Source organism: Streptomyces sp. GESEQ-4 (assembly GCF_017948455.1).
Classification (GTDB): domain Bacteria; phylum Actinomycetota; class Actinomycetes; order Streptomycetales; family Streptomycetaceae; genus Streptomyces.
The window spans coordinates 35,626-55,487 of sequence record NZ_JAFFSU010000034.1 but is presented as its reverse complement, the minus strand read 5'-3'; the positions used below and the strand labels follow the sequence as shown (position 1 = coordinate 55,487).

Below are 19,862 nucleotides of genomic sequence, written 5' to 3'. Positions count from 1 at the left end.
GACGTTCACTCTCCTGGGGTCGTCCAGCGCTCCACGGCGCCGGAGGCCGACTGGCTGACCTGCAGGCCGGCAACGCCCGGGATCATCGACTGGGCCGTCCCAGTCACTTGGATCCGCACCCGCTCGGCGGTGCTCCCGGCGGTGGAGACGCCGGGGTTGAGCAGGCTGTCACCCGCCACGCGGCCCAGCACATCGCGGGCCCGGGCCGCACCGTCGGCCGGGGTTGCTTGGTAGGAGCGGGCCGCGGTGGCACCTTCGCGGGCGGCCGTCAGAGCGATCTGCCGCGCGTAGTACCACATGGAGGCCTGGATGACCGCCATGGTGGCGAGCAGCACGAACGGGAAGACGATCGCCATCTGGATGGATGCGTCCCCGCGGTCGTCGCGCCATCGTCGCCCGCGCCACCAGTCCTTAAGCCGGCCGGAGACCATCAGATGCCGGACAGGCTGACGTTGTACTTGTTGATCACGATGGCGATGGTGCCGGCGATCGCCACAGCGCCGGCGACCGCGGCGACCCAGATGATGACGGTGGTGATGCTGATGTCGCCCCGGTCCGGCCGTCGGCTGGCTTCGCCAAGCCCGTCTTTCAGGCGGGACGTCAGCCAGCGGACGGTGCGTAAGCTGCGGGCTGCGGTGTGCTTCATGAGGGGAACCTCCACAGAGTTCGTGCTGTGCGTTGCATCAGTTCGGTCAGACGGTGAGCATGCGGATCACCGCGGGGAACGCCATCAGGAGCATGACCAGCACGGCGAGCAGGGCGCCGGGGGCGGTCATCTTTTCGCTGGCGGCGTTCGCCTCGGCGGCCTGCGCGGCGAGCAGTTCGGTGTTGAGCGCGGCGGTCCGTGCCCGCAGGGCCTTGTAGACGGCGGCGCCGTCGGTGGCCGAACCGCGCATGATGTCGGCGACGTCCTCCAGGACCGGCAGGTCGTACTCGTGCGCCAGGTCCTCGAGCGCTTGATACGGCGGGATCTTCTCCAGCCGGGCACGCCGCAGCGCTGCCTGCAGGTAGAGGAAGGGCCAGCCGCGGCCGACCGCGGCGGCCTTCTCCAAGGCCTCGGCCGGGCCCGCGTCCGCGGCCCGCTTGAGCGCCACCAGGTCCAGGTAGGCGGACAGTGCATGAGCGAACTCCTCCCGGGCCCGCTTGGCCTGGTCCCGCACGACCAGATCGGGGGTGATGAACAGCAGCCCCGCGATGGCGAGCCCGACGACGGCAGGCACGTAGAACGGCAGGGAAATGCCCGCGATGATCCATGGGATGGCGGCCAGCACCGGACACAGCAGACCCAGTGCGGCGAGCGCGGTCTTCTTCAGCACAAACTGGCCCGGCCCCTGCCCGAGCAGGGCGAGGTTCTTGGTGGGGATGCGAACCCCGGGCAGGCGGCCCATGCGGGTCAGCAGCCACTGGCCCCAGACCTCGTCCCGGTCCAGCTCGGGCTCGGGCGTGGTCAGCAGGCCCGGGGAACTGCGCTGCAGCGCCGGGGCCAAGGCGGGCTGTGGACGCAGCAGTTCACGCACCAACACCGCGACGCCGGCACCTACGGTGCCGCCGGTGACCACAGCAGGTAGCAGGTTCACGAGCTCACTCCCTCGGGCTCACGCGCGGCCGCCACATCCGGCTCGGCCAGGGGCGCGGGCAGGCGCACCGTGCTGCTCGGATCGGCCTCCAGGAAGCGCGCGATCCGGCGGAAGATGCCCAGCGACCGCATCAGGGCGAGCGTGCCGACGAACCCGGCGGTCAGGACCGCCAGCACCAGCTGCCCGAGCAGCGTGTTGTACGGGCGGGTGAAGGACGGCACGAAGAACCCGGCGACGACGATGCCGAGGGTGATGAAGGTCATCCAGCGCACCGTGGTGCGGGACTTGGCCCGGTCAGCCTCGACCTTCCGCTTGCCGGCGACCTCGTCGCGCACGGTCGCGGCGAGATCCTCCAGCGCCTGGGCCAGGCCCGGGCCGCGGTCGTTGACGGACAGGATGAGCGCGGCCGCCACCTTGTCCGCTGTGATGTCGTCCAGCTCATCCGCGAAGGCCCGCAGCGCCTCCTCGGGCCGCCATCCCAGCCGCAGCCGGTCCGACAGGCCCGCGATCTGCTCGGCGAGCTCCTCCGGTGCCCCCTTCCGGCTGGTGATCATCGCCTGTTCCAGGCCCATGCCCAGCCGCAGCAGCCCGGCCAGCCGCTGCGTCCACTCGCTCAGGGCCTCCAGCTGGCCGATGCGTTCCTGCACGATCTGCGCCGGCGTGATCAGCCACGGCACACCCACCACGGCCGCGCCGAGCATCGCACCGGCCACGAAGTTCCCCGAGACCAGCCACACCACAACGGACACCACGGCCGCGGCGGCTGCCAGCGTCCTCCGCCGCAGCCGGACGTCCTCCGCCTGCTCCTGCCCCGCGCCCAGGACCTTCCACCGCTGCCTCAGCGGCGCCCTGCGCGGCGCCGTGGTGCCCACGACGCCGGCCACGACACCGATCAGCCCGCCCATGACGGCCATGCCGCTCATCAGTGCCAACAACAGCGTCATCGGCCCGCCCCCACCTTTAACGGCAGCGGCGCCGCCCACGCCCCGTACGGGTGCTGCAGCGACGTGGAGTCGAAGCCGACCCGGCGCAGATCGTCGATGCAGCCCGGGTCCATGCGTGGCACCGCCCGCAGTTCTCCGAACTCCCGGCCGGGGGAGAAGATCTCGTTCGTGGCCGGGCGGCCGGACTCGCCGATCCCGGTGAGCTCCAGGACGTGCGAGACGTAGCGGTGGCGGCGGCCGCCGATCTGCGTCTCGTCCGTCATGTCGACGTACACGATGAAGTCGAGACCGTTGGCGGTCTGCCGGTAGGCGAGCTGCTCGGACAGGTTGCCCTGCGCGAGCGCGTACAGCTCGGCGATCCGGTCGAAGATGATGTCGGGGCGGCGGGCGTGGATCGTGCACAGGTTGCCGCCCGACCCGTTCGTCAACGCCTGCATCATCGCCACGACTTCAGGGCCTCGGACCTCGCCGACCACGATCCGCTCCAGCGACATCCGCAGCGCCGGGTGCATCAGGTCCAGCAGCGTGACTTCGCCGGCGCCGCGGCCGGTGACGTCCTTCTCACCGTTGGACTCCCGGCCCACCAGGGAGACGACCTGGCGGTGGTAGCCGTTGGCGTGGGCGAACAGTTCGTCCTCGGTCTGGACGGTGGCGAAGCGGCACTCCGGGTCGAACTCCTTGAGCATCGCCCGCAGCAGCGTGGTCTTCCCGGCCTTCTGCTTCCCCGCGATCATGATGTTCTTCTCGGCGCGTACGCAGGCGCCGAGGAACTCCCGCAGGATCGGGTCGATCGTGCCCAGCCGGACCAGGTCGTCGAGATCGGCGTGGGAGACCCGGTGCCGGCGGATCACCGCATAGGTCATCGGCCCAAGCCCGGTGATCGCCTGCAGGCGGGAGCCGTCCTGCAGCGACAGCGCGAGCGTCGGGTTCGCCGTGGAGATCGTGCGCTCGCTGTGCCCGGAGCCCCGGGCCAACTCCCGCAGCAGCTCCAGCAGTTCCTCCTCGGAATCCGCGATGGGGCCGACCATGCGGCGCTCGCCGTCGCCGTAGTCGAGCCACACCTGGTCCGGGCCCTGGATGATGATGTCCTCGACCCGCTCGTCGTCCAGATACGGCTGCAACCGGCCAGCCCTGAAGAGCAGGTCATAGGAAGCGCGCCGCAGGGCTTCGTCCTCGTGCGGGGTCATGGCCTGGGCGTCCGACCACAGTGCGACCGCTTCGTTGATCCAGTCCAGGCAGCGCTGCTCCTCGCTGGCCCGGTCCGCGTCCGGGGTGGTCTTCAGCCACTCCTCGCGCTGCTTGGCGACCTGGGCCGCGATGTGCCGGGCGACCTTGTAGTCCACGCTGACCTGCGGAGCCGCGGCGCCGAGCCCCTGCGTACTGGAGGCAGCGCCGGCCGGTGTGCCGTTCGCCTGGTGCGGCCACGCCTGGGGGCGGCCGGGGGGCGGAGCCACGGTCGGATCGGCGTGCAGAGGCCTACCGCGCACGGGTCACCTCCCCCGTGGCAAAGGTGCCGCGCGGGTCGAGGCGGGCCCGCCGCATCGCGGCCCGCTGGACCAGCACGCTGCTGGCTGTCCGGGCCGCTTTCATCAGCGGCGACTTGGTGAAGTGACGTGGTTGCTCGGCGCCGTCGGACAGCACGCGGGCGTCCTTCGGCGCATACGGCAGGGTCGCCACCACGGGCACCTGCAGAACCCGCTGCACCTCACCCGCGGGGTAGGGCCCTTCATCGATCACAATCAGCCCGACGTCGCCGACGCGCTCCTCCAGCTCGCTCACCCGGGCCTGGGCGGCTTGCAGGCAGCGCAGGGTGTTGCGGACTACGACCAGTACGGCGTCGGCCTGTTCGGCCAGGACACCGGAGGGCCCGTACGCCCCCCGGCGGCCGAGGTCGATCAGGACGTCGTGGCCGGTTTCGGCGTCGATGCCGCGGAACATCTGCGCCAGCACCTTCCACACCGAGCCCAGGCTCGCCGCCTGCGCAGGGTCGGTGATGCCCGGCAGCAGCAGCCGGTCGCGTGGCGAGACCTGTTTGCCGTCCTCGCTGCTCAGGTCGATTAGCTGCCGCCAGAAGGCGTCGCTGAACTCGCCCTTGCGGGCAGCGACCGAGATGTTGCGCAGCCCGTACCGGTCACCGAGAGTGCCCTGCAACAGGCCGTGCAGCACAGCCCCGCCGTCCGGGTCACACTCGGCCAAGATCATCCTCCGGCCCGGCTCCAGCGGCCACGACAGCAGCAGAGCGAGCGCGCTCGTGGTCACGCCAGGAGCGCCGCTGCATCCGGCCAGCGCGATGACAGCCATCAGTTGCCGTCCGGGGCCGCGAGGTTCAGGCGCAGGGTGCCGGCCGCCGCCCACGCGGCGGCGGTCGGTCCCTCCTGGGCGGTGGTGGCGACGTCGACGACCATGATCCCCGTGCCGGGGGCGGCGCTGGATGCCTTCACGACCCGCCCTGTGATGGTCTCCCGCAGGGTGCCGGACGTCTTACCGGTGTCCGCCTGGCCCTGGGCCGGGACGTGCACCAGATCCACCTTCTGGCCCGGCACCAGCGCCGTGGCCGGCACCTGCTCCGGCTTCAGCCCGATCGGCACCAACTGCTCACCAGCCTTTACCAGCGAGTCCTTCGTCACCTGCGCAGGGGCGAGCAGGGAACCGGGCTTGAGTTCCACAGCGGCCCGCTTGCCCACCACCGAGTCCAGGTCGGTGCCGCGCACCGCCTTGACGGCCGGGTCCAGGGCCAACGAGGCCGTGCCCAGATCGTCTTCCGTGACGACCTGCCCGACTTGGACGTCGCGGACCACGGTTACCACCTCGGTGCGCTGGCCGACCTGCAGCAGTAGGACAGCAACCCCCGCTCCTCCGGCGGCGATCAGGGCCAGTGACAGGGCGATGACGCCTGGGCGGCGACGGCGGGCCGACACCCGTGGGGGAGCGACGGGCCCGGCGCCACGTCCCTGGTGGGGGACCCCGTTCGGGCTGACTGCCTCTACACGTTCCTGGGTCTTGCTCAACGTCTCGTCCTTCCGCGGCGTTACCTGACGACCTGTAGCTCGCCGATCGCCACCTGCACGTTGGTTTGCCGGATCTCGGTGAGCTGGCCGGCCGCTCCGCCGCCCTGCCAGTCGATCGTCCACGTTGAGGTCGCTGTGACCGGGAACTTGCCGCCCTGGGAGCCGCTCGAGGTCTTGGAGTACACGTGTCCGCAGGTCGGCGACTCGGCCATGCCCTCGGATGGCTGGTAGGGCGTACCGGGGCCGTTGCACGTCACGCTGGCGCCGTCGCCCATCTTCCACACGATCTTCGACACCTTCGCGGTCGCGGTCACGGTGACCCCGCCCGCCGACGCCGACGCGGAGTTGGGCCCATACGTCGTGGCGCTCTGGTTGACCCACATCCACATCGGGACACTGACCGTGTACTTCCCGGCCGCGCGCGGGCTTGCGATGTCCGGGCCGAGCAGTGTCATGGAGTCGACTGCCCGCTGCGCCAAGACAGCCGGGTCGACGGCCTCCTGCTCGGGCGGCTCAGCCAGCCACACCATCTCAGCCACCCAGAGGTCCTCTTCGCCGTCGGGGGCCACAGAGCAGGACTTCTCGTACACGGCTCCATCGCCGGGTTCGTGGCCTTGCCAGTCCAGGCTGCCAGCGGGCGGCTGAGGGTCTGCCAGTTTGTAGGTGCAGACCTTGTCGAGCGTGCCGTCTGGGTTCACGTAGGAGCCGTCGTCATTACCGCTTGATGATCCGCCTCCGCCCGTGCCCTCGCTGCCGTCTTGGCCACCGGCCTGCCCAGGCACATCGACCTCAACCTCGCAGTTGTACAGGCCGCACTCGATACCGCCGCCCGTGGGGTCATCTTCCGCGAAGGCGTTGACGGGGGCTGCAAGCGCTGCAGCCAAGACAGTCGCCGCAGTAACCGCGATACGGCGGGTCAGCATGACTTCCCCTGCGGCTCATCGCGGGTGACGCGCCACCCTTCCGGATACTTCTCGACGGTGCTGACGATTCGGTACTTCGTCAGCCGGTTCTCCGGGAGGGACACCGGCTTCTTGGTTGCGGCATCGACGGTCTGCCACTTGGAGATGTCCAGGCAGCTGGATACAGTCGCGTTCGGGATCTTGCCCGTGGCGTCGACCTTGGTGACCCTCTGGTCGGTGACGGCGACGCTGCCGGTGTAGACGCGGCCGCGGTCATGAGCGCGCTTAGCGTCTGCCTCGGCGTTTTTCAAGGCGGCGGACGCGGCGTACTGATCAAGATGCGCGCTCTTGCCAGTACGGTCGGCGTAGAGCTTTTCCATCTCCTGCCAGTAGGCCTCGTACGCTGCGATCGCTTCCTTCTTCGCGGTCTCCTCCGGATCAGCGCTGGCAGAAGCTGTCGGCGACTGCGTGACCGTCGGTGACTCGTCGCTCGCCTCGTCTTTCCCGTCGGATGAGCTGCACGCGGTCAGGGCGAGCGCGGCGCACAGTGCGAGGGACGCGGTGGCGGTCTTTCGGAAGTGAACAGCGGAGTGGTGTGCGCAGCGTTTCATGAAGCCTCCCCGTGGAGCGCGGTATGACATGGCCGCCGCTGCCACCGGTGCACGGCAGCCCGGATCCGCGGCACGGTCAAGCCGCGGTGGTGCGTTTGCGTAGCGAGAAGATTACGCATATGCCAGGCAACTTCCCAGTGCGCTAGGCGAGTTGATCTCAGTAACTTGGATGCCTTCGCTCACCTGCCGAGCAAGGCCTTCGGCGGGTCGATCGGCGGTTTGGTTGCGGCGGGATGGAAGGACAGTTCCCACTCGGGATGGCCGGCCCAGATACTGTGAGCGACGCTGCGCAACGCCCAGCCAAGGGTGCTGACCTGGTTAAGGTGCAGGTCGTCGGTGTCCTCGGTGGCGAGGTCGCGTTGGGCGAGCCATTCGGCGAAGACGTCTTGCACGCCGGCCAGGGCCTTGAGTTCGGCGAGGCAGCAGCCGAGTGCCTCGGCCTCGGCCAGCCGTTTGGTGAGGAACCGTGCGAAGCGCTGGTCGCGGTTGCGGGCCCACCCGTCGAGGGTCGCGAACGTTTGCCGACGCGATTGCGGGATGCGCGGCGAGGATGTCTGGGCGGGTCTCATCGGGAGTTCACCATCGTGTACCTGTGGGTGAGCACCTTTGGCTTGCCCGTCGGGGTCAGTGTCGCGAGGGCCTGGCCCTGATACTCGTCCGTGATCAGGGGCCGCTGCTCGCTGTTGTAGACGGCCTCCGCCGGGCCCGGGATGATCCTGCCGCCGTTCATGAACCGCTTGTGGAGGTATTCGATGGTGTAGGCGCTCGGGAACAGCGCGAGGACGCCACCGTCGGCCAGGCGCAGCGCGTACACCTTCGGGTGCGCCGGTTTCCCGTCGAAGTGCTTGACCGTGGCGAAGCTGGCCTCTTTGACCTTGGTGCGGTTCGTGTAGATCTTGGTGAACTCCTTGGTGGGGGCCAGCCGCTGGCCCTCCTTCTTGCCGCCGGTCTCCACTAGGTCCTCGAAGGCGTTGCCCAGTTGGTTCGGGGAGTGCATGGAGGGGACGTCAGCTTCCCGCAGTACGTGCCGAGCTCTGGCCGGGGCTTGGCATGTGGCGACGGCTGCAGGGGAGTTGCCGGGCAGGCCCAGGTGGGCGGCGAGCCTGGCATGGCGGGGCTCGTAAGTGACGAGCCCGCCGACGGAGTGGTCGACGAGGAACTTCCCGACCGCTGCGGTGACTTCGCCAGGGTCGGACAAACTGGCGGTGACCTCTCCTGCCAGATAAGGGCGCGCCCAGGGCGGCACGGCGCGGTCGACCAGGACCAAGGGATGCGCGGCGGCAATCTGCAGGAGACTGTGCAAGTGGTACTCGCGCATGCCGGAACCAATCAGAAGAACCGGGTGGCGTGCTGTCGTGTGCACGGTTATGCCCTCCGGACGTCAGGGTGAGTCGGCTGGATGACCGTCGGTCACCGCGGCGCGGCAAGCCGGCTGCCGGGCGAGCAAAGGCCGGTATGAGCTGCGGCTGTGCATCGCAGTCACCGGTCGGTGCCGGTCGGTGGCCTCTTCGGGGGCTGTTGCGGGGGCCGGAGTGCCGGGGTGCGGCGTGCAGTGCCGGGAGCGGCGGGCGGGGGATGGCCCGCAGCACCTAAGTATGTAGTGTGCATGTCACTCCCTTCGGTGAGGGCAGGGCACCCCGGGGCTCAGAATCGGGATCCGGCCGGACGGCACAGGACGTCGCGAACCTGTGCGTGAGCCGGTCTATCCTGAGCCCAGCGGCGTGCCGCGAACACGCCGACCGGAGCACCCCAGTGATGGATGGGTCCGTACCTGGTGTGCCTGACTCGGATGAGTCGCCAGGTGGCCGTTCCCTCCGAGGGCGGCCACCTCTGTGCGTGTTACGTCGTGCAGGCGCGCATAGCCGCCGAACCGGATCCGGCGCCGTCGTCCCTCCTGCTGACGGCACCCCCTCCAGGGGCCGACTGCCGCAGATCACGTCTGTCCATGCGTCCTCCCGATCCTGTCCCCATAGACGTCGACCGCACCCGACTTACTCCCGGCCCGGTGCGACGGCACGTATGTGAACGGAGCCCCCGTCGGCGGCCGACCGCGATCTCGTGGCATGCCGTCACCCACCAACTGCGCGCCGGTTGCGGCGGGTTAGACATACTCAAAGGGTTGTGAACGGAGATTGCAAGATACAGAGTTTGCACTACCCGCAGGTTGTAGAAAGTGCCGGAAGGGGATGCTGTGGCTCGCGCAAGGTCTGGCAGGACCGTCGCGCACCTGGTTCTAGCCACCCGGCTCAAAACGTTGCGTGAGGCGGCCGGAATGTCCCGGGGCGAGGCCGCCCAGGCGCTGGGGGCCCACACCGCAACAGTGCGCCGCATTGAGCAGGCCGAGACCTCCCTGGACGAAGGTCAGGTCCATGCCCTGCTCACGGCGTACGGCGCGGGCACGGCCGAAATCGAAGCGTTCCTCGGCCAGCTCGCGACTGCCAATCTCCCGGGGTGGTGGCATCCGTGGCGGTCTGTCATGGACTCCTGGCAGCTGGACCTCATGAGTGTGGAATCCGCGGCCCGGATCATCCGCGTGTGGGAGCCGGCACTCGTTCCTGCCCTGCTTCGTACACGGTCCTATGCGCGCGCCGTCGACAACGTCCGCAGACCTGACCTGTCCCCTGCGGACAAGGACCGCCGGACCGAGCTGCTCATGGAACGCCAGAAGCGGCTGCGTCACCAGAACACCCGCATCTGGGCCATCATGTCCGCCGCGGCGCTGCGCACGTCCGTAGGCGACGAGGATGTGATGGCCGAGCAGCGGCAGGCACTGCGGGCAGCCGTCGATCGCCCCGATGTGACCTTGCAGATCCACCCGCTGGACGGTCCGTGCCACCCCATGACCGGCATGCCGACCGTGACCCTGTACCGGGTTGACGTGCCGGGGATCCCCGACCACGTAGTCCGTGAAGGAGATCTGGCAGGAGCCGCTGACGTCTCAAGCAGCCTGCACGCGGTGTCGGCGTATCACCTGTTGATGGACCACACCTGCGTCATCGCACCCCATCCCGACGAATCGAAAGACGTACTGACATGACCGAACCGACTCGCCCGCATCAGCCGATCGACACGTCCGTCGCGCACAGTGCGCGCGTCTGGAACTACTGGCTGGGCGGAAAAGACCACTACCCCGCCGACCAGGCCGCCGGTGACGCCTACAGCAGCAAGTACCCCAACATCGTCCCGTTCGCCAAGGAATCACGGGACTTCCTCCGACGTACCACCGCCTTCCTCGCCAAGGCAGGGATCCGGCAGTTCATCGACCTGGGCGCCGGGCTGCCGACCAGCAACAACACTCACGAAGTCGCACAGCGGATCTCGCCCGACTGCCGCGTGGTCTACATCGACCACGACCCGATCGTGCTGCTGCACGTCCATGCGCTGCTCACCAGCACCCCCGAGGGCGCCACCGCCTATGTGCAGGCGGACATGCGCGACACGGACGCCGTCTTAACCGGCGCGGCCAAGACGCTGGACAGGACCCAGCCCACTGCCCTGGTCATCAACGACGTGCTGGGCCACATCGAGGACTGGACCGAAGCCAGAGGTCTGGTGCGCCGGCTGGTCGAGCAGCTTCCCCCGGGCAGCTACCTGTCACTGAGCCACTCCACCGCCGCAGACCAGGAACACCAAGCGGTGCAGGACGAGTACAACAGCTCCGGTGCGATCCCCTACATCTTCCGGGAGCCGTCGGTGGCCGTCGAACTCTTCGAAGGCACCGAACTGGTCGAACCCGGGTTCACGAGCTGGCCGCGCTGGCGCCCCGACGCGAACACCGGCACGCTCACCGACCGCGCGGGCTGGGGCGGGGTCGCACGGATCCCATGACGACGAGCCGTGCCGGGCCGCCCATGCCTGCCCGCCCCATGAAGGTGACCCGATACCAGGTGGTGCGACGACTCACCCGGGCAGCAGCCCACTCGGACGCCCAGCTCATTGCCGAAGCCGCAGTCCTGGCCGAGGGCTCGGCGGTCCTGGCGGACCTCACGGGCGGCGTCGTCTGCAGCACCCCAGACACCGCCGGACCTGAAGGGGTGCGTGCCGCCGCGCACCCCCGCCTGCACCCGCACCTGACGATCCGCAAGATGACCGGTGGCGTCCTCGTTATCCGTCCCGGCCAGGCATCGCCCGTATCGCGCATTGACCTGATCGCGCGGACCTGCGTCGATCTGCTCAGAATGCGGGCGCGGGTTCGCCGGGCGGAGGACACCCGCCACTCTGAGCAGAGACTGCACACCGCCGTCCTGCATCTCCTGCTGAGCGGCCAGCCCCATCTGGCGACCGACGTGCTGGGCACCGCCGCCACCCACGCGACGGTGTTCCGGCTGGCCGGTCCGCAGATGCATGCCGCCTATCAGACTCATTGGCGAGCAGCGCAGCCCAGCGTGACTTCCAAAGCCCCCCGCATGCTGGTGTGTATGGAGGGAACCGAGGTGGCGGTCGTAGCGCTCCACGGCCTCGGCCACGACCGCCACGTGGCCCGCCCTTACGTCGCGCGCATCGTAGAGCGCCATCAACTGGTCGGCGGCGTCTCGGACCCATTGCCGCTGGACATGGTCGCCACGGCATGGGCCGAGGCCGGCAACGCGCGGCACGGCGCAACTCCCGGCTGCCTGGCGTCCGCGACCTTCCTGGGTTCGCACGGGCTGCTCCGCGCCGTGCCCGCCGACCGGCTCGCCCGCTGGTCCGCCGCCGTCCTTACGCCCCTCACCCGCGAGCAGCACCGGACGCTGGAGGCATACCTGCGGTCGGGGTCCGCTCAGGCCGCCGCAGCAGTGCTCGACGTGTCCGAAGGCACGGTTCGTGCACGCTTGCGCTGGATCGGCACTGCCCTGGCCGCCGACCTGGACAACCCCACCGTGCAGGCACAACTCCTGCTGGCGTTGCGGGCCCCGGTACCTTCCCCACAAGTCAGCACATCCGCACGCCTTGTTCCAGACCCCCCGCTGCCCACCGATCTACTCGGCCCCGACGACGCCCATCACTGGGCTACCGCCCTCCTCAGACCTCTGGACAAGCCGCTGCGTATCGCCCTTCGCTGCTGGCTCCAACACCGCGGCCGCACAGCGCCCGCTGCCTCCGAGCTAGGCCTGAGCCGCAGTACGCTCACCGACTGGCTCAGTAAGTGCGGCAGGGCACTATCCCTGGATCTGTCGTCCGCGACCGTGCGGGCCGAACTCCACCTGGCCGCCGAGACGATCGCGACCCCCGAGGACACCCCGGCCCGGTTGCCGCGGCGAGGAGGCAGAACCTACCGGGGACAACAGCCCTGAAAAGAGCGTTCTTCTCTACAGCCAACCGGAGCGGGGATGTCACTGTTCGGTCCAGGACCGTCGTCCCCCGCCGGCCAGCGGCACCCACACGTCAGAGGTGGGGCCGTGCTCTTCGAGGTCGTTCAGGACGACCGCTCCGAGCGGCACCTCGCGGGCCATCTCGGCCACGAGTGGATGGTGGTCGACCATGGCCTGCAAGTCGCTTGGCCTGCCTGATGTCGGTGATCTACGGCCTCTCGTGAGCGTCGAGACTCCGGAACTGGGTCCGACGTTTGCGGGGCAGCGGCGTACACCGAAGGGATGTCGACTCACTGTGACGTTCTTGGATTAACTTGAGTACCGCCAGGTACGGGTTGGATCAGGGATACCAGGGGGACATCCCGGATACCCGGCGTACGAGGCCGTCGGCAGCATGAGCTCCATGAACTCTCAGTCGATCTCCCGACGTTCTCTGGCCCGTGGTTCTGTGGCCGGTGCCGTGCTGGTCGCGGCCGGAAGTGCGGCTTCCCGGGCGGCGGCGGACTCCGCCAGACCTGAGGAGTTGGACGCCGGCTTGGACACCGACGCCTTACAGGCGGCGATCTCCGACCTCTCCCACCCGCCGGCCACCTCCGCCCAACTACGTGCCGCCCACGGCACGGACCACTGGTACGGCACCACAGGCATGGCCGACCTCACCACCGGGCGTGCCGCACGCCCCGACGACAAGTTCCGCGCGGGCAGCGTCACCAAGGCCTTCGTGGCCACGGTCGTACTCCAGCTGTGGACAGAGCGCCGCGTGGAGCTGAACGCACCGATCGGGCGCTACCTTCCGGGGCTGCTCCCGTCCGACTTCGCTCGCATCACCGTCACCCAACTCCTCAACCACACCAGCGGAATCCCCGACCACCAGGGCATCCCCGACACGAGCACGCCGGAGGCCGCCCTGAGGCACCGGTTCGACCGCTGGACGCCGCACGAGTGGGTGCGGACAGTGACGCACGGCCCACTGAAGTTCCGCCCGGGCACCAAACAGGAATACCGGGGCATCAACTACGTACTCCTCGCCCTCCTCATCGAAAAGCTGACCGGACAACGCTACGGCGAGGCGATCGGCTGCCGCGTCCTGCGACCGCTCGGCCTCAAGCGCACGCTGCTACCGGGCGACGACCCCCGCCTGCACGGTCCGCATGTCCACGGCTATCTACGGATGACCGACGGCTCCCTGCGCGACGCCACCGTCTACAACCCCTCCAGCACATGGGGCGAGGGCGAACTGGTCTCCACCGTCGACGATCTCTTCAGTTTCCAACAGGCGTTGTTCTCCGGCGACTTGCTGCCGCCCCGGGCGATGGACAAGCTGTGCACACTTCCCCCGGCCGAGGTCCGCATGCTGAAGGACGGCAGCCCCGCCCGCTACAGCATGGGCCTGCAGACGGCCACGGTGAACGGCGTGACGTTCTGGGGAAAGACTGGCGAGATGTACGGCTACCGCACCCGCGTGTTCTCCACCCTCGACCTCCGGCTCCGCTTCGTCCTGTCCTACACCCCGACCCCGTTGACCACGGACGAGGACATGATCAACCGGGTGGTCGCCGCACTCACCTCCGACAACTCCTGACCTCGCCCAAAAAGGGAAGGCCGAATGTGTCTGTGGCGACCACGCCGGCGAGCTGAACACACTGGGCTGCGACCGAACCGGACAAGAGGAGCACGCATTCGAACATGATCATTGGGTGGGCATGAAGTCCGTCGCGAGTCGCCCGGGTGGGTCGAGCCTGTGACTCGGTAGCTCCGCCGTACTCCGGAACGTTGAGACTCAATCCATGGGCTGCGAGCGGGCCGACAGAGCAGGATGGCGGCATGGAACGCGTGACAGGCATCGGCGGCATCTTCTTCCGTGCCAGCGACCCCGAGGCACTGGCCAGTTGGTATGAGACTCACCTCGGCGTAGGACGCCCACCGGATACCTACGATGAACGGTCCTGGGAGACCGAGACTGGACCGACTGTGTTCGCCCCGCTCCCGAGCGGATCGGAGCATTTCCGCACCCCCGAACAGCAGTGGGCGATCAACTTCCGGGTTCGCGATCTCGATGCCATGGTGGCCCAGCTGCGGAGCGCGGGCATCCAGGTCGATGTCCATGAGCAGGACTACCCCAATGGCCGGTTCGCCGAGCTCAGCGACCCGGCGGGCACCCCGATCCAGCTCTGGGAACCCGCCGGTGCGGACGCCGTATGAGCATCCGAGACAGGATCAAATTCCGTCACGCCGCCGCCCCCGCAAGCTCGGTCCACGGCCGGGGCTGGCCCCCGGCCAGCGGCACCCACACGTCAGAGGTGGGGCCGTGCCCTTCGAGGTCGTCCAGGACGACCGCTCCCAGCGGCACCTCGCGGGCCATCTCAGCCACGAGCGGATGATGGGCGACCATGGCCTTGAGGTCGCTGATCCGGTTGTCCATCGCCTGACGCCCAGCGCCGGTCAGCACGAACAGGACCCGGGGAAACACCGGGTACCAGCGCAGCCAGCCGGGCCCGGAGGCAGGGCGGCGCCGGCCGACCGGCTGTGGTTCGTACGACCACAACCGCGCGTACTCGATCAGCTTGGCGGCTAGGCGCTCGCTGCTCATGGTGGCCCGGTCGACCTCGACGAACGCTCGCAGTTTCCGCCGCTGTTGGCCGTCGATCAGGGTGTAGTGCATGACCGCGTCGGCGACGATCTTCTCGCCGTCGCCGATCGCGTGGAACACCTCAGGCGTCCAGTCGAGGTGGCCGTGCTCGTCGCCGCGTCGGCGGGCATCGGCGACGAACACCAGGTGTGTGCGCAGGACGGTAAGGGTGTGCGGGGTCTTCAGCGAGGCTGCCGTGGCCGAGGTGATCGGATACGGGGGGCGTCCGCGCAGCGCGGGCCAGTCCCTCGTCAGGCGGGCGCCCTTCGGTGTGAGGTACCAGACCCGGGTGCGGTTCGACTGGGGCAGTACGACGAAGTCGACCAGGCGCTCGCCGAGCAGCTCGTTGAGCCGCTCCGACACCGACTGGCGGGAGCGGTCGGGCCGCAGCAGGACGTGCAGCTGGTGGGTGGAGGCCATCCGGTGCTGGGCGAGTGTGGCCAGGAGCTGATGCACGAGGGGTTCCACGGGGCTGGGCGTGAAACCCGCCGTCGTGCGGTCCTTGGGCGGGGCGGTGGTCATTTCCATTCGTCCTTCGACAGGTGGGCAGCGGTGGCGCCGGCGGGGGAGAGCGCGGCGAGGAAGGCGACGACGCGGCCGAGCTGCTGCGCGGCCCGGTCGGTGAGCTGGTTGAGCGGAAGCGCTTGGGCGTTCGTGTAGGCGGCCCGCTCCAGATCGGGGACATCCTTCGGGCGGGCCTGGGCGGCGAAGACGTCGTCGAGATGGGGCCCGCGCAGCTGGACGGGTCCGACCCGGCGGCCGTGCACGTTCATGGACACGTAGTGCTCGAACCGTTCCATGGTGGCGACCCGGTCGGGGCTGGGGTTGTCGCCCCACTCGGCGGTGATGGGCGCGATCGCGGACTTCGACCCTGCGGTGGTGGCCAGCGTGGACGCGTTCTGCACAAGGGACAGCCGCACCGGCGTGGGCAGGCGGGACAGCAGCTGCGTCATGCCGTGGACGTGGCACCGGTACTTGCGGAAGTCCTCGAACATCGCGGCGATGGTCTCCGGGGCCGCGCCGGTCAGGGTGATCAGCTCGTCGAAGTACGGGCGGAACGGCACCCGCCTCTCCTCGGGTGTGTCGCGGCGGGAGCGTGCGGCCCGCAGCAGATCGCGGGCCAGCAGCGCGGTGAGCAGGCGGTCGGTGGGGCCGTTGCCGCCCGGGCACACCCACACGATCATCTTGGAGTCCATCGCCGCGCGGATGTTGTAGACACCGATTGGCTGGCCGAGGAAGGCGCGGGTGATGGGGTTGGCGGCCAGGCGGGCGATCGGGTTGAGGACGACGGCGAACGCGTCGGGCGGCAGGGTCGGGAACACCGACTGCCACCACGCGCGGGTCTCCTCATCCAGCCGGCCCGCCACCGCGGCGAGCGCTGCCTTGCGGAACTTGGCGTCGGTGATCAGGGCCCGTACGTGGAAGATCGTGGCCTGGTCCTCGGGCCGGCCGGCCTGGCAGGCCGCCTCGTTGACCGCGACCAGGACCGTGAGCGCGGCGGTGAGGATGGTGAGCGCACGCGGGGCGGTCGCGTCGTCCCAGGCCAATGCGGAGGCATAGGCGTCGGCGATCGCCTCGACGACCTCGTGCCCGGCCTGGCCCTGGTGCATCCCGAGCGGATTCCACGAACTCACCCGCGGGTTGGGACCGAGACCGTTGAGGTCGATCAGCGCGATCCGCTCCATCAGGGCCTCGTGCGCCAGGAACGGGAGGGCGCGCGGCCACGAGTCGCGGTGCGGGTCGACGAAGACCAGCCCCCCGCCCGCATGCGCCCAGCCGATCGCCTGCGCCAGCGCGCGTTCCGTCTTGCCACCGCCCGCCTTTCCGACCCCGACCTCGAACAGGGTCTCCTCGGCGTAGGTGGCGACCAGCCGCTCGCGGCCGTCCGGACCCCGATAGATGCCCTGCAGCAGCAACTCGGGCTCACCAAAGGCGAACGTCGGCAGGTCACCGGCGAGCACCGGCAGCCGGCAGTGCACGGTGGGCGGCTTGAGCAGGCCGCACAATTCCTCCAGCCGGACCCAGTTCGCGCGGGGCGGCTGGCAGTGCCCCAGGTTCCAGCGGCGCTCGAAGCCATGCCGGGTGGGCCAGTGGTCGGCGCCCACCCGCCACGGACCGAGCCGCCAGCCGCGCATGGCCCACCGGGAGCGGCCGCCGAACACGTCGAACGCGGCCTGGAGTTGGGCGAGCCGGGCCTGAGCGCGGCCCTCGGTGTTCGAGGCGCACATCACGAGCAACTGGACGCGGACCAGGTGGTCGTCCTCGGCGAGCTTGCCCAGCGCCTCGGCCGGCTCCACCCGACGGGGCACCGGCGGCATCACCAGCCGCCGGCCGGATCCCGAGCCGGGTTTGTCACTGAGGAGCTGCTGCAACTGCCAGCCCATCGAGTCCTCGATGCCACTGGCGTCCTGCCTCAGCCAGCGCGCGGACCGCTGGGCCTCCCGGCGTTCGGACCGGCGCGCGGCGCTCATCAGCTGCAGGCGGCGCGCCCGCAGCGCCCACTTCGGGGCGCGCTGGATGTCGAGGCGTATCTCGGCGAGGTCGCCGAGCTCGGCGCGCAGGTCGGCCACGGCGTCGACGAGCGGCTGGAGCGGGTCGGGGGTGAGCGGCACCTCGCGCAGCGGGGCGGTGAGCTTGCCGCGCAGGATGAACTCGGCCCGCACGGTATTGGTCCGGGGCTCGTCGACGCTCGGCCTCGCCCGGTTGACGGTGATGTCCGGCCCGAACGGGGTGATGGACAGCAGGCGTTCACCGCCTGCGGGGCCTTCGATGCGGTAGCGCAGCGGCGCGGTGCCGTCCGCGCGCAGCCGGATCTGGACCGTCTTCGCCCGGCGGGGCGCCCACCAGGGCATGGCGGTCGAAGCGCGGGCGAGCTGGACGCCGCGGCGGAAGATCTCCTCCAGACTCGGGTCGAAGTGCCGGCTGGAGACGAGCTCGAGGGCCATCCGCTCGGCCGAGGCGCGCGCCGCGAGGCGGCGCACCACCATCTCGCCCACGCCCCAGCACGCGGCGATGACCAGGGCGAGCAGATACCAGTGGTCGTAGAGCCAGTCAGCGGCGTTGACCAGGGTGGTGAGCAGGCCGAGTGCCTGACCGGCCGCCGTCTCCTCGGCGGGATCGGTCACGTACGGGGCTGCGGCGTCCACGTGGCGCCTCCGTCCTTGTTCGCAGTCGCGCGGGTGAAGTGCAGGTCGGTGATGCGGCCGTCGGTGTAGGTGCCGCCCCGGTCGGTGCCCGCCCACACCAGGTGCACCACCGCCTGGTCGTCGGAGCCGTCGCGGCGGGCGATGACGGCCTGGATGCGGAAGCGGGCGGTGGCGAACGCCGGCGCGATCGCCTGATCCGGGTCGCCGAAGAACACGAGCCACTTGGCGCGGCCAATCCCGGTGGCGTCCGCGCGCAGCAGTTCACGGCCCTCCGCGCGGAGCTGCCGCTCGTCCTCAGCGGAAAGGTCCGCAGGCCAAGCGGCCTCCAGGGTCTGCTGGATGGCCCGATCGCCAGCCACTCCTTCACCGTGTGGCGGCAGCGCCGATGCGATCGCCGACCCGGTCGGCGTAGTAGGCGTCGTCTTCGACGGGCCTGGTCCGCTGGCCGCAGGGTCCTCGCCGGTGGAAGGTGATGACGGGCGGACCGCCGAGGCTGCCGCCGGGGGCGGTGTCTCGGGAACGGTGTTGGACTGGTGAGGCAGCGTCAGCAAGACGACGCCGGCCATCGTGAGGACCATGGTGGTGACCAGCAGCAGGCGCGGTGAGCGCGCCGGTGGCGTCGTCATAGCAGCCGGGCCCCTCCGGCAAAGCCAGACATCGCGCTGACCGCGTCCAGCCGCACGACGGTGCCCGGGCGGGCAGCGTTGATCATTTGACCGCTTCCGAGGTAGATGCCGACGTGATAGATCGTCGAGTCGCGGCCCGGTGCGTAGGCGTAGAAGACCAGGTCCCCCGCCTTGAGGGCACCAGTGCCGAGACTCGCGGGGATCCGCTGGCCGACACTGGCCTGGGCGGCCGCTGTGCGCGGGAGTTGGATGCCGACCTTGGCGTACGCGTACGTGGTCAGGCCCGAGCAGTCGAAACCCTTGATGTTCGTTCCGCTCTTCCCGCTGGGCGAGCAGCAGATTCCGGTCGACTTGCCGCTCGCGTTGCCGCCGCCCCACGAGTACGGGACACCGCGCTGGGACAGCGCCGCCTCGATGACGGTGCGGACCTTCCCGGACACGTTCTTCAGGTCCGGGTCCTTGGCGGCCGCCGTGTACTGGTCGATCCAGCCCAGCACGTTGGCGAGGTACTCAGTGGAGTGGTTGTACTGCAGGATCGCGGCCTTCAGCTGCGCCCGCTGCGTCAGGTCCCGACCATTGCCGCACAGGTAGATCGCGGCGCCGAGCGCGGCGTCGTCGGCGTTGTGCGGGTCGGCGGTCTTGTCGCCGCCTGCGTCCTTCCCGACGCCCTCCCAGGTGGAGGGCAGGAACTGGAAGGGACCAACGGCACGCTCACCCCCGGAGGTGCCGTCCCACTTGCCACCATCGGTGTCCGGGAAGACGGAGGTGTTGCCACCCGCCCCGGAACCGTTGAGGAGCACCCCGTAGATCTTCGGGCGGATGTCTCCGTTGCCGGCGATGTTCCGGCCCACAGCGTGGTTCGACTCGACCTTGGCGATCCCGGCCAGGATCGGCCAGCGCATGCCCTGGCACTTCGGCACATGCTTCCCGACCTGCTGGACGGCCTTCCTGTAAGCGGTGCGCATGCGCGGCGGGGCGTCCACGGCGCTGCCACCCTCGGCGATCCCACCGTCGTCCTGCGCACCCTGCGCGACGTACGCGCTGATCGCGTTCCCTACAGGTGCGGCACAGCACGCGGCGGCGAAACCCAAGAGCACCACTGCACACCCCCACCGCGCCATGCGGCGC

21 protein-coding genes are annotated in these 19,862 nt (G+C 69.6%); 5 read left to right on the top strand and 16 right to left on the bottom strand.

All coding sequences use genetic code 11. The features are described from left to right. Nucleotides 1-5 precede the first annotated feature (5 nt). The 11 genes from KCH48_RS38030 to KCH48_RS37980 form a co-directional block, all read right to left on the bottom strand. The gene (locus KCH48_RS38030) at nt 6-431 is read right to left on the bottom strand and encodes a TadE family protein (RefSeq protein ID WP_210581980.1); all 426 of its coding nucleotides are present in this window, start codon (nt 429-431) and stop codon (nt 6-8) included. Further along, nucleotides 431-646: a hypothetical protein gene (locus tag KCH48_RS38025; RefSeq protein ID WP_210581978.1), complete on the bottom strand. Its 216-nt coding sequence runs from the start codon at nt 644-646 to the stop codon at nt 431-433. The genes KCH48_RS38030 and KCH48_RS38025 overlap by 1 nt, the downstream gene beginning before the upstream one ends. 46 nt (nt 647-692) lie before the next feature. Further along, nucleotides 693-1,577: a type II secretion system F family protein gene (locus KCH48_RS38020; RefSeq protein ID WP_210581977.1), complete on the bottom strand. Its 885-nt coding sequence runs from the start codon at nt 1,575-1,577 to the stop codon at nt 693-695. Beyond that, entirely contained in the window at nt 1,574-2,521 is a 948-nt protein-coding gene (locus KCH48_RS38015; RefSeq protein ID WP_210581975.1) for a type II secretion system F family protein, read from the bottom strand. The genes KCH48_RS38020 and KCH48_RS38015 overlap by 4 nt, the downstream gene beginning before the upstream one ends. After that, the gene (locus KCH48_RS38010) at nt 2,518-4,008 is read right to left on the bottom strand and encodes a CpaF family protein (protein WP_210581973.1); all 1,491 of its coding nucleotides are present in this window, start codon (nt 4,006-4,008) and stop codon (nt 2,518-2,520) included. The genes KCH48_RS38015 and KCH48_RS38010 overlap by 4 nt, the downstream gene beginning before the upstream one ends. After that, on the bottom strand, nt 3,998-4,822 hold the full coding sequence (locus tag KCH48_RS38005) for a hypothetical protein (RefSeq protein WP_210581971.1): 825 nt from the start codon (nt 4,820-4,822) through the stop codon (nt 3,998-4,000). Before KCH48_RS38005 ends, KCH48_RS38010 begins: the two co-directional genes overlap by 11 nt. Continuing rightward, on the bottom strand, nt 4,822-5,529 hold the full coding sequence (locus tag KCH48_RS38000; protein ID WP_210581969.1) for an SAF domain-containing protein: 708 nt from the start codon (nt 5,527-5,529) through the stop codon (nt 4,822-4,824). The genes KCH48_RS38005 and KCH48_RS38000 overlap by 1 nt, the downstream gene beginning before the upstream one ends. A 20-nt stretch (nt 5,530-5,549) precedes the next feature. Further along, on the bottom strand, nt 5,550-6,452 hold the full coding sequence (locus tag KCH48_RS42645) for an ATP/GTP-binding protein (protein ID WP_246886507.1): 903 nt from the start codon (nt 6,450-6,452) through the stop codon (nt 5,550-5,552). Further along, the gene (locus tag KCH48_RS42640; protein WP_246886505.1) at nt 6,446-7,042 is read right to left on the bottom strand and encodes a hypothetical protein; all 597 of its coding nucleotides are present in this window, start codon (nt 7,040-7,042) and stop codon (nt 6,446-6,448) included. The genes KCH48_RS42645 and KCH48_RS42640 overlap by 7 nt, the downstream gene beginning before the upstream one ends. Nucleotides 7,043-7,221: 179 nt before the next feature. Continuing rightward, entirely contained in the window at nt 7,222-7,611 is a 390-nt protein-coding gene (locus tag KCH48_RS37985) for a hypothetical protein (protein WP_210581967.1), read from the bottom strand. Continuing rightward, the gene (locus KCH48_RS37980; protein WP_210581965.1) at nt 7,608-8,360 is read right to left on the bottom strand and encodes a hypothetical protein; all 753 of its coding nucleotides are present in this window, start codon (nt 8,358-8,360) and stop codon (nt 7,608-7,610) included. The genes KCH48_RS37985 and KCH48_RS37980 overlap by 4 nt, the downstream gene beginning before the upstream one ends. A gap of 873 nt (nt 8,361-9,233) precedes the next feature. Between KCH48_RS37980 and KCH48_RS37975 the strand changes: the two genes are divergently transcribed. Genes KCH48_RS37975 through KCH48_RS37965 form a run of 3 tightly spaced genes read left to right on the top strand, consistent with a single transcriptional unit; the run spans nt 9,234 to nt 12,315 of the window. Then, nucleotides 9,234-10,079, top strand: coding sequence for a helix-turn-helix transcriptional regulator (locus KCH48_RS37975; protein WP_210581963.1), 846 nt, complete (start codon nt 9,234-9,236; stop codon nt 10,077-10,079). Then, nucleotides 10,076-10,870 (top strand): SAM-dependent methyltransferase, encoded by a 795-nt coding sequence (locus KCH48_RS37970; RefSeq protein ID WP_210581961.1) that lies wholly within the window; start codon nt 10,076-10,078, stop codon nt 10,868-10,870. Before KCH48_RS37975 ends, KCH48_RS37970 begins: the two co-directional genes overlap by 4 nt. Next, on the top strand, nt 10,867-12,315 hold the full coding sequence (locus KCH48_RS37965) for a helix-turn-helix domain-containing protein (RefSeq protein WP_210581959.1): 1,449 nt from the start codon (nt 10,867-10,869) through the stop codon (nt 12,313-12,315). Before KCH48_RS37970 ends, KCH48_RS37965 begins: the two co-directional genes overlap by 4 nt. 39 nt (nt 12,316-12,354) lie before the next feature. Here the strand turns inward: KCH48_RS37965 and KCH48_RS43045 are convergent, their stop codons facing one another. Further along, the gene (locus KCH48_RS43045) at nt 12,355-12,483 is read right to left on the bottom strand and encodes a hypothetical protein (RefSeq protein WP_282615240.1); all 129 of its coding nucleotides are present in this window, start codon (nt 12,481-12,483) and stop codon (nt 12,355-12,357) included. Between the two features lie 253 nt (nt 12,484-12,736). On the opposite strand from KCH48_RS43045, the gene KCH48_RS37960 reads away from it, so the two are divergent. Both KCH48_RS37960 and KCH48_RS37955 read left to right on the top strand, forming a co-directional pair. Further along, nucleotides 12,737-13,915, top strand: a complete 1,179-nt coding sequence (locus tag KCH48_RS37960; RefSeq protein WP_210581957.1) for a serine hydrolase — start codon at nt 12,737-12,739, stop codon at nt 13,913-13,915. Nucleotides 13,916-14,157: 242 nt separating this feature from the next. Continuing rightward, nucleotides 14,158-14,535 carry a VOC family protein gene (locus tag KCH48_RS37955; RefSeq protein ID WP_210581955.1) on the top strand — a complete coding sequence of 126 codons (378 nt, stop codon included), beginning with the start codon at nt 14,158-14,160 and terminating at the stop codon, nt 14,533-14,535. A 25-nt stretch (nt 14,536-14,560) separates the two neighbouring features. Here KCH48_RS37955 and KCH48_RS37950 read toward each other — a convergent pair whose 3' ends face one another. The 4 genes from KCH48_RS37950 to KCH48_RS37935 are packed head-to-tail and all read right to left on the bottom strand — an operon-like array spanning nt 14,561 to nt 19,831. After that, a complete protein-coding gene (locus tag KCH48_RS37950; protein ID WP_246886503.1) occupies nt 14,561-15,484 on the bottom strand; it encodes a replication-relaxation family protein in 924 nt (307 codons plus the stop codon). Beyond that, nucleotides 15,481-18,108, bottom strand: a complete 2,628-nt coding sequence (locus KCH48_RS37945) for an ATP/GTP-binding protein (RefSeq protein WP_210581951.1) — start codon at nt 18,106-18,108, stop codon at nt 15,481-15,483. The genes KCH48_RS37950 and KCH48_RS37945 overlap by 4 nt, the downstream gene beginning before the upstream one ends. Beyond that, nucleotides 18,084-18,734 carry a hypothetical protein gene (locus KCH48_RS37940; RefSeq protein ID WP_210581949.1) on the bottom strand — a complete coding sequence of 217 codons (651 nt, stop codon included), beginning with the start codon at nt 18,732-18,734 and terminating at the stop codon, nt 18,084-18,086. Before KCH48_RS37940 ends, KCH48_RS37945 begins: the two co-directional genes overlap by 25 nt. Continuing rightward, nucleotides 18,731-19,831 carry a bifunctional lytic transglycosylase/C40 family peptidase gene (locus tag KCH48_RS37935; protein WP_307841058.1) on the bottom strand — a complete coding sequence of 367 codons (1,101 nt, stop codon included), beginning with the start codon at nt 19,829-19,831 and terminating at the stop codon, nt 18,731-18,733. Before KCH48_RS37935 ends, KCH48_RS37940 begins: the two co-directional genes overlap by 4 nt. Nucleotides 19,832-19,862 lie beyond the last annotated feature (31 nt).

What these genes read in the sequence shown, in the direction of transcription:
- KCH48_RS37985 (WP_210581967.1), bottom strand. Translation starts at nt 7,611, where the DNA reads ATGAGACCCGCCCAGACATCCTCGCCGCGCATCCCGCAATCGCGTCGG.
- KCH48_RS38025 (WP_210581978.1), bottom strand. Translation starts at nt 646, where the DNA reads ATGAAGCACACCGCAGCCCGCAGCTTACGCACCGTCCGCTGGCTGACG.
- KCH48_RS37955 (WP_210581955.1), top strand. Translation starts at nt 14,158, where the DNA reads ATGGAACGCGTGACAGGCATCGGCGGCATCTTCTTCCGTGCCAGCGAC.
- KCH48_RS37965 (WP_210581959.1), top strand. Translation starts at nt 10,867, where the DNA reads ATGACGACGAGCCGTGCCGGGCCGCCCATGCCTGCCCGCCCCATGAAG.
- KCH48_RS37980 (WP_210581965.1), bottom strand. Translation starts at nt 8,360, where the DNA reads ATGCGCGAGTACCACTTGCACAGTCTCCTGCAGATTGCCGCCGCGCAT.
- KCH48_RS37940 (WP_210581949.1), bottom strand. Translation starts at nt 18,734, where the DNA reads ATGACGACGCCACCGGCGCGCTCACCGCGCCTGCTGCTGGTCACCACC.
- KCH48_RS42645 (WP_246886507.1), bottom strand. Translation starts at nt 6,452, where the DNA reads ATGCTGACCCGCCGTATCGCGGTTACTGCGGCGACTGTCTTGGCTGCA.
- KCH48_RS37950 (WP_246886503.1), bottom strand. Translation starts at nt 15,484, where the DNA reads ATGACCACCGCCCCGCCCAAGGACCGCACGACGGCGGGTTTCACGCCC.
- KCH48_RS37960 (WP_210581957.1), top strand. Translation starts at nt 12,737, where the DNA reads ATGAACTCTCAGTCGATCTCCCGACGTTCTCTGGCCCGTGGTTCTGTG.
- KCH48_RS38005 (WP_210581971.1), bottom strand. Translation starts at nt 4,822, where the DNA reads ATGGCTGTCATCGCGCTGGCCGGATGCAGCGGCGCTCCTGGCGTGACC.
- KCH48_RS42640 (WP_246886505.1), bottom strand. Translation starts at nt 7,042, where the DNA reads ATGAAACGCTGCGCACACCACTCCGCTGTTCACTTCCGAAAGACCGCC.
- KCH48_RS38030 (WP_210581980.1), bottom strand. Translation starts at nt 431, where the DNA reads ATGGTCTCCGGCCGGCTTAAGGACTGGTGGCGCGGGCGACGATGGCGC.
- KCH48_RS37970 (WP_210581961.1), top strand. Translation starts at nt 10,076, where the DNA reads ATGACCGAACCGACTCGCCCGCATCAGCCGATCGACACGTCCGTCGCG.
- KCH48_RS38015 (WP_210581975.1), bottom strand. Translation starts at nt 2,521, where the DNA reads ATGACGCTGTTGTTGGCACTGATGAGCGGCATGGCCGTCATGGGCGGG.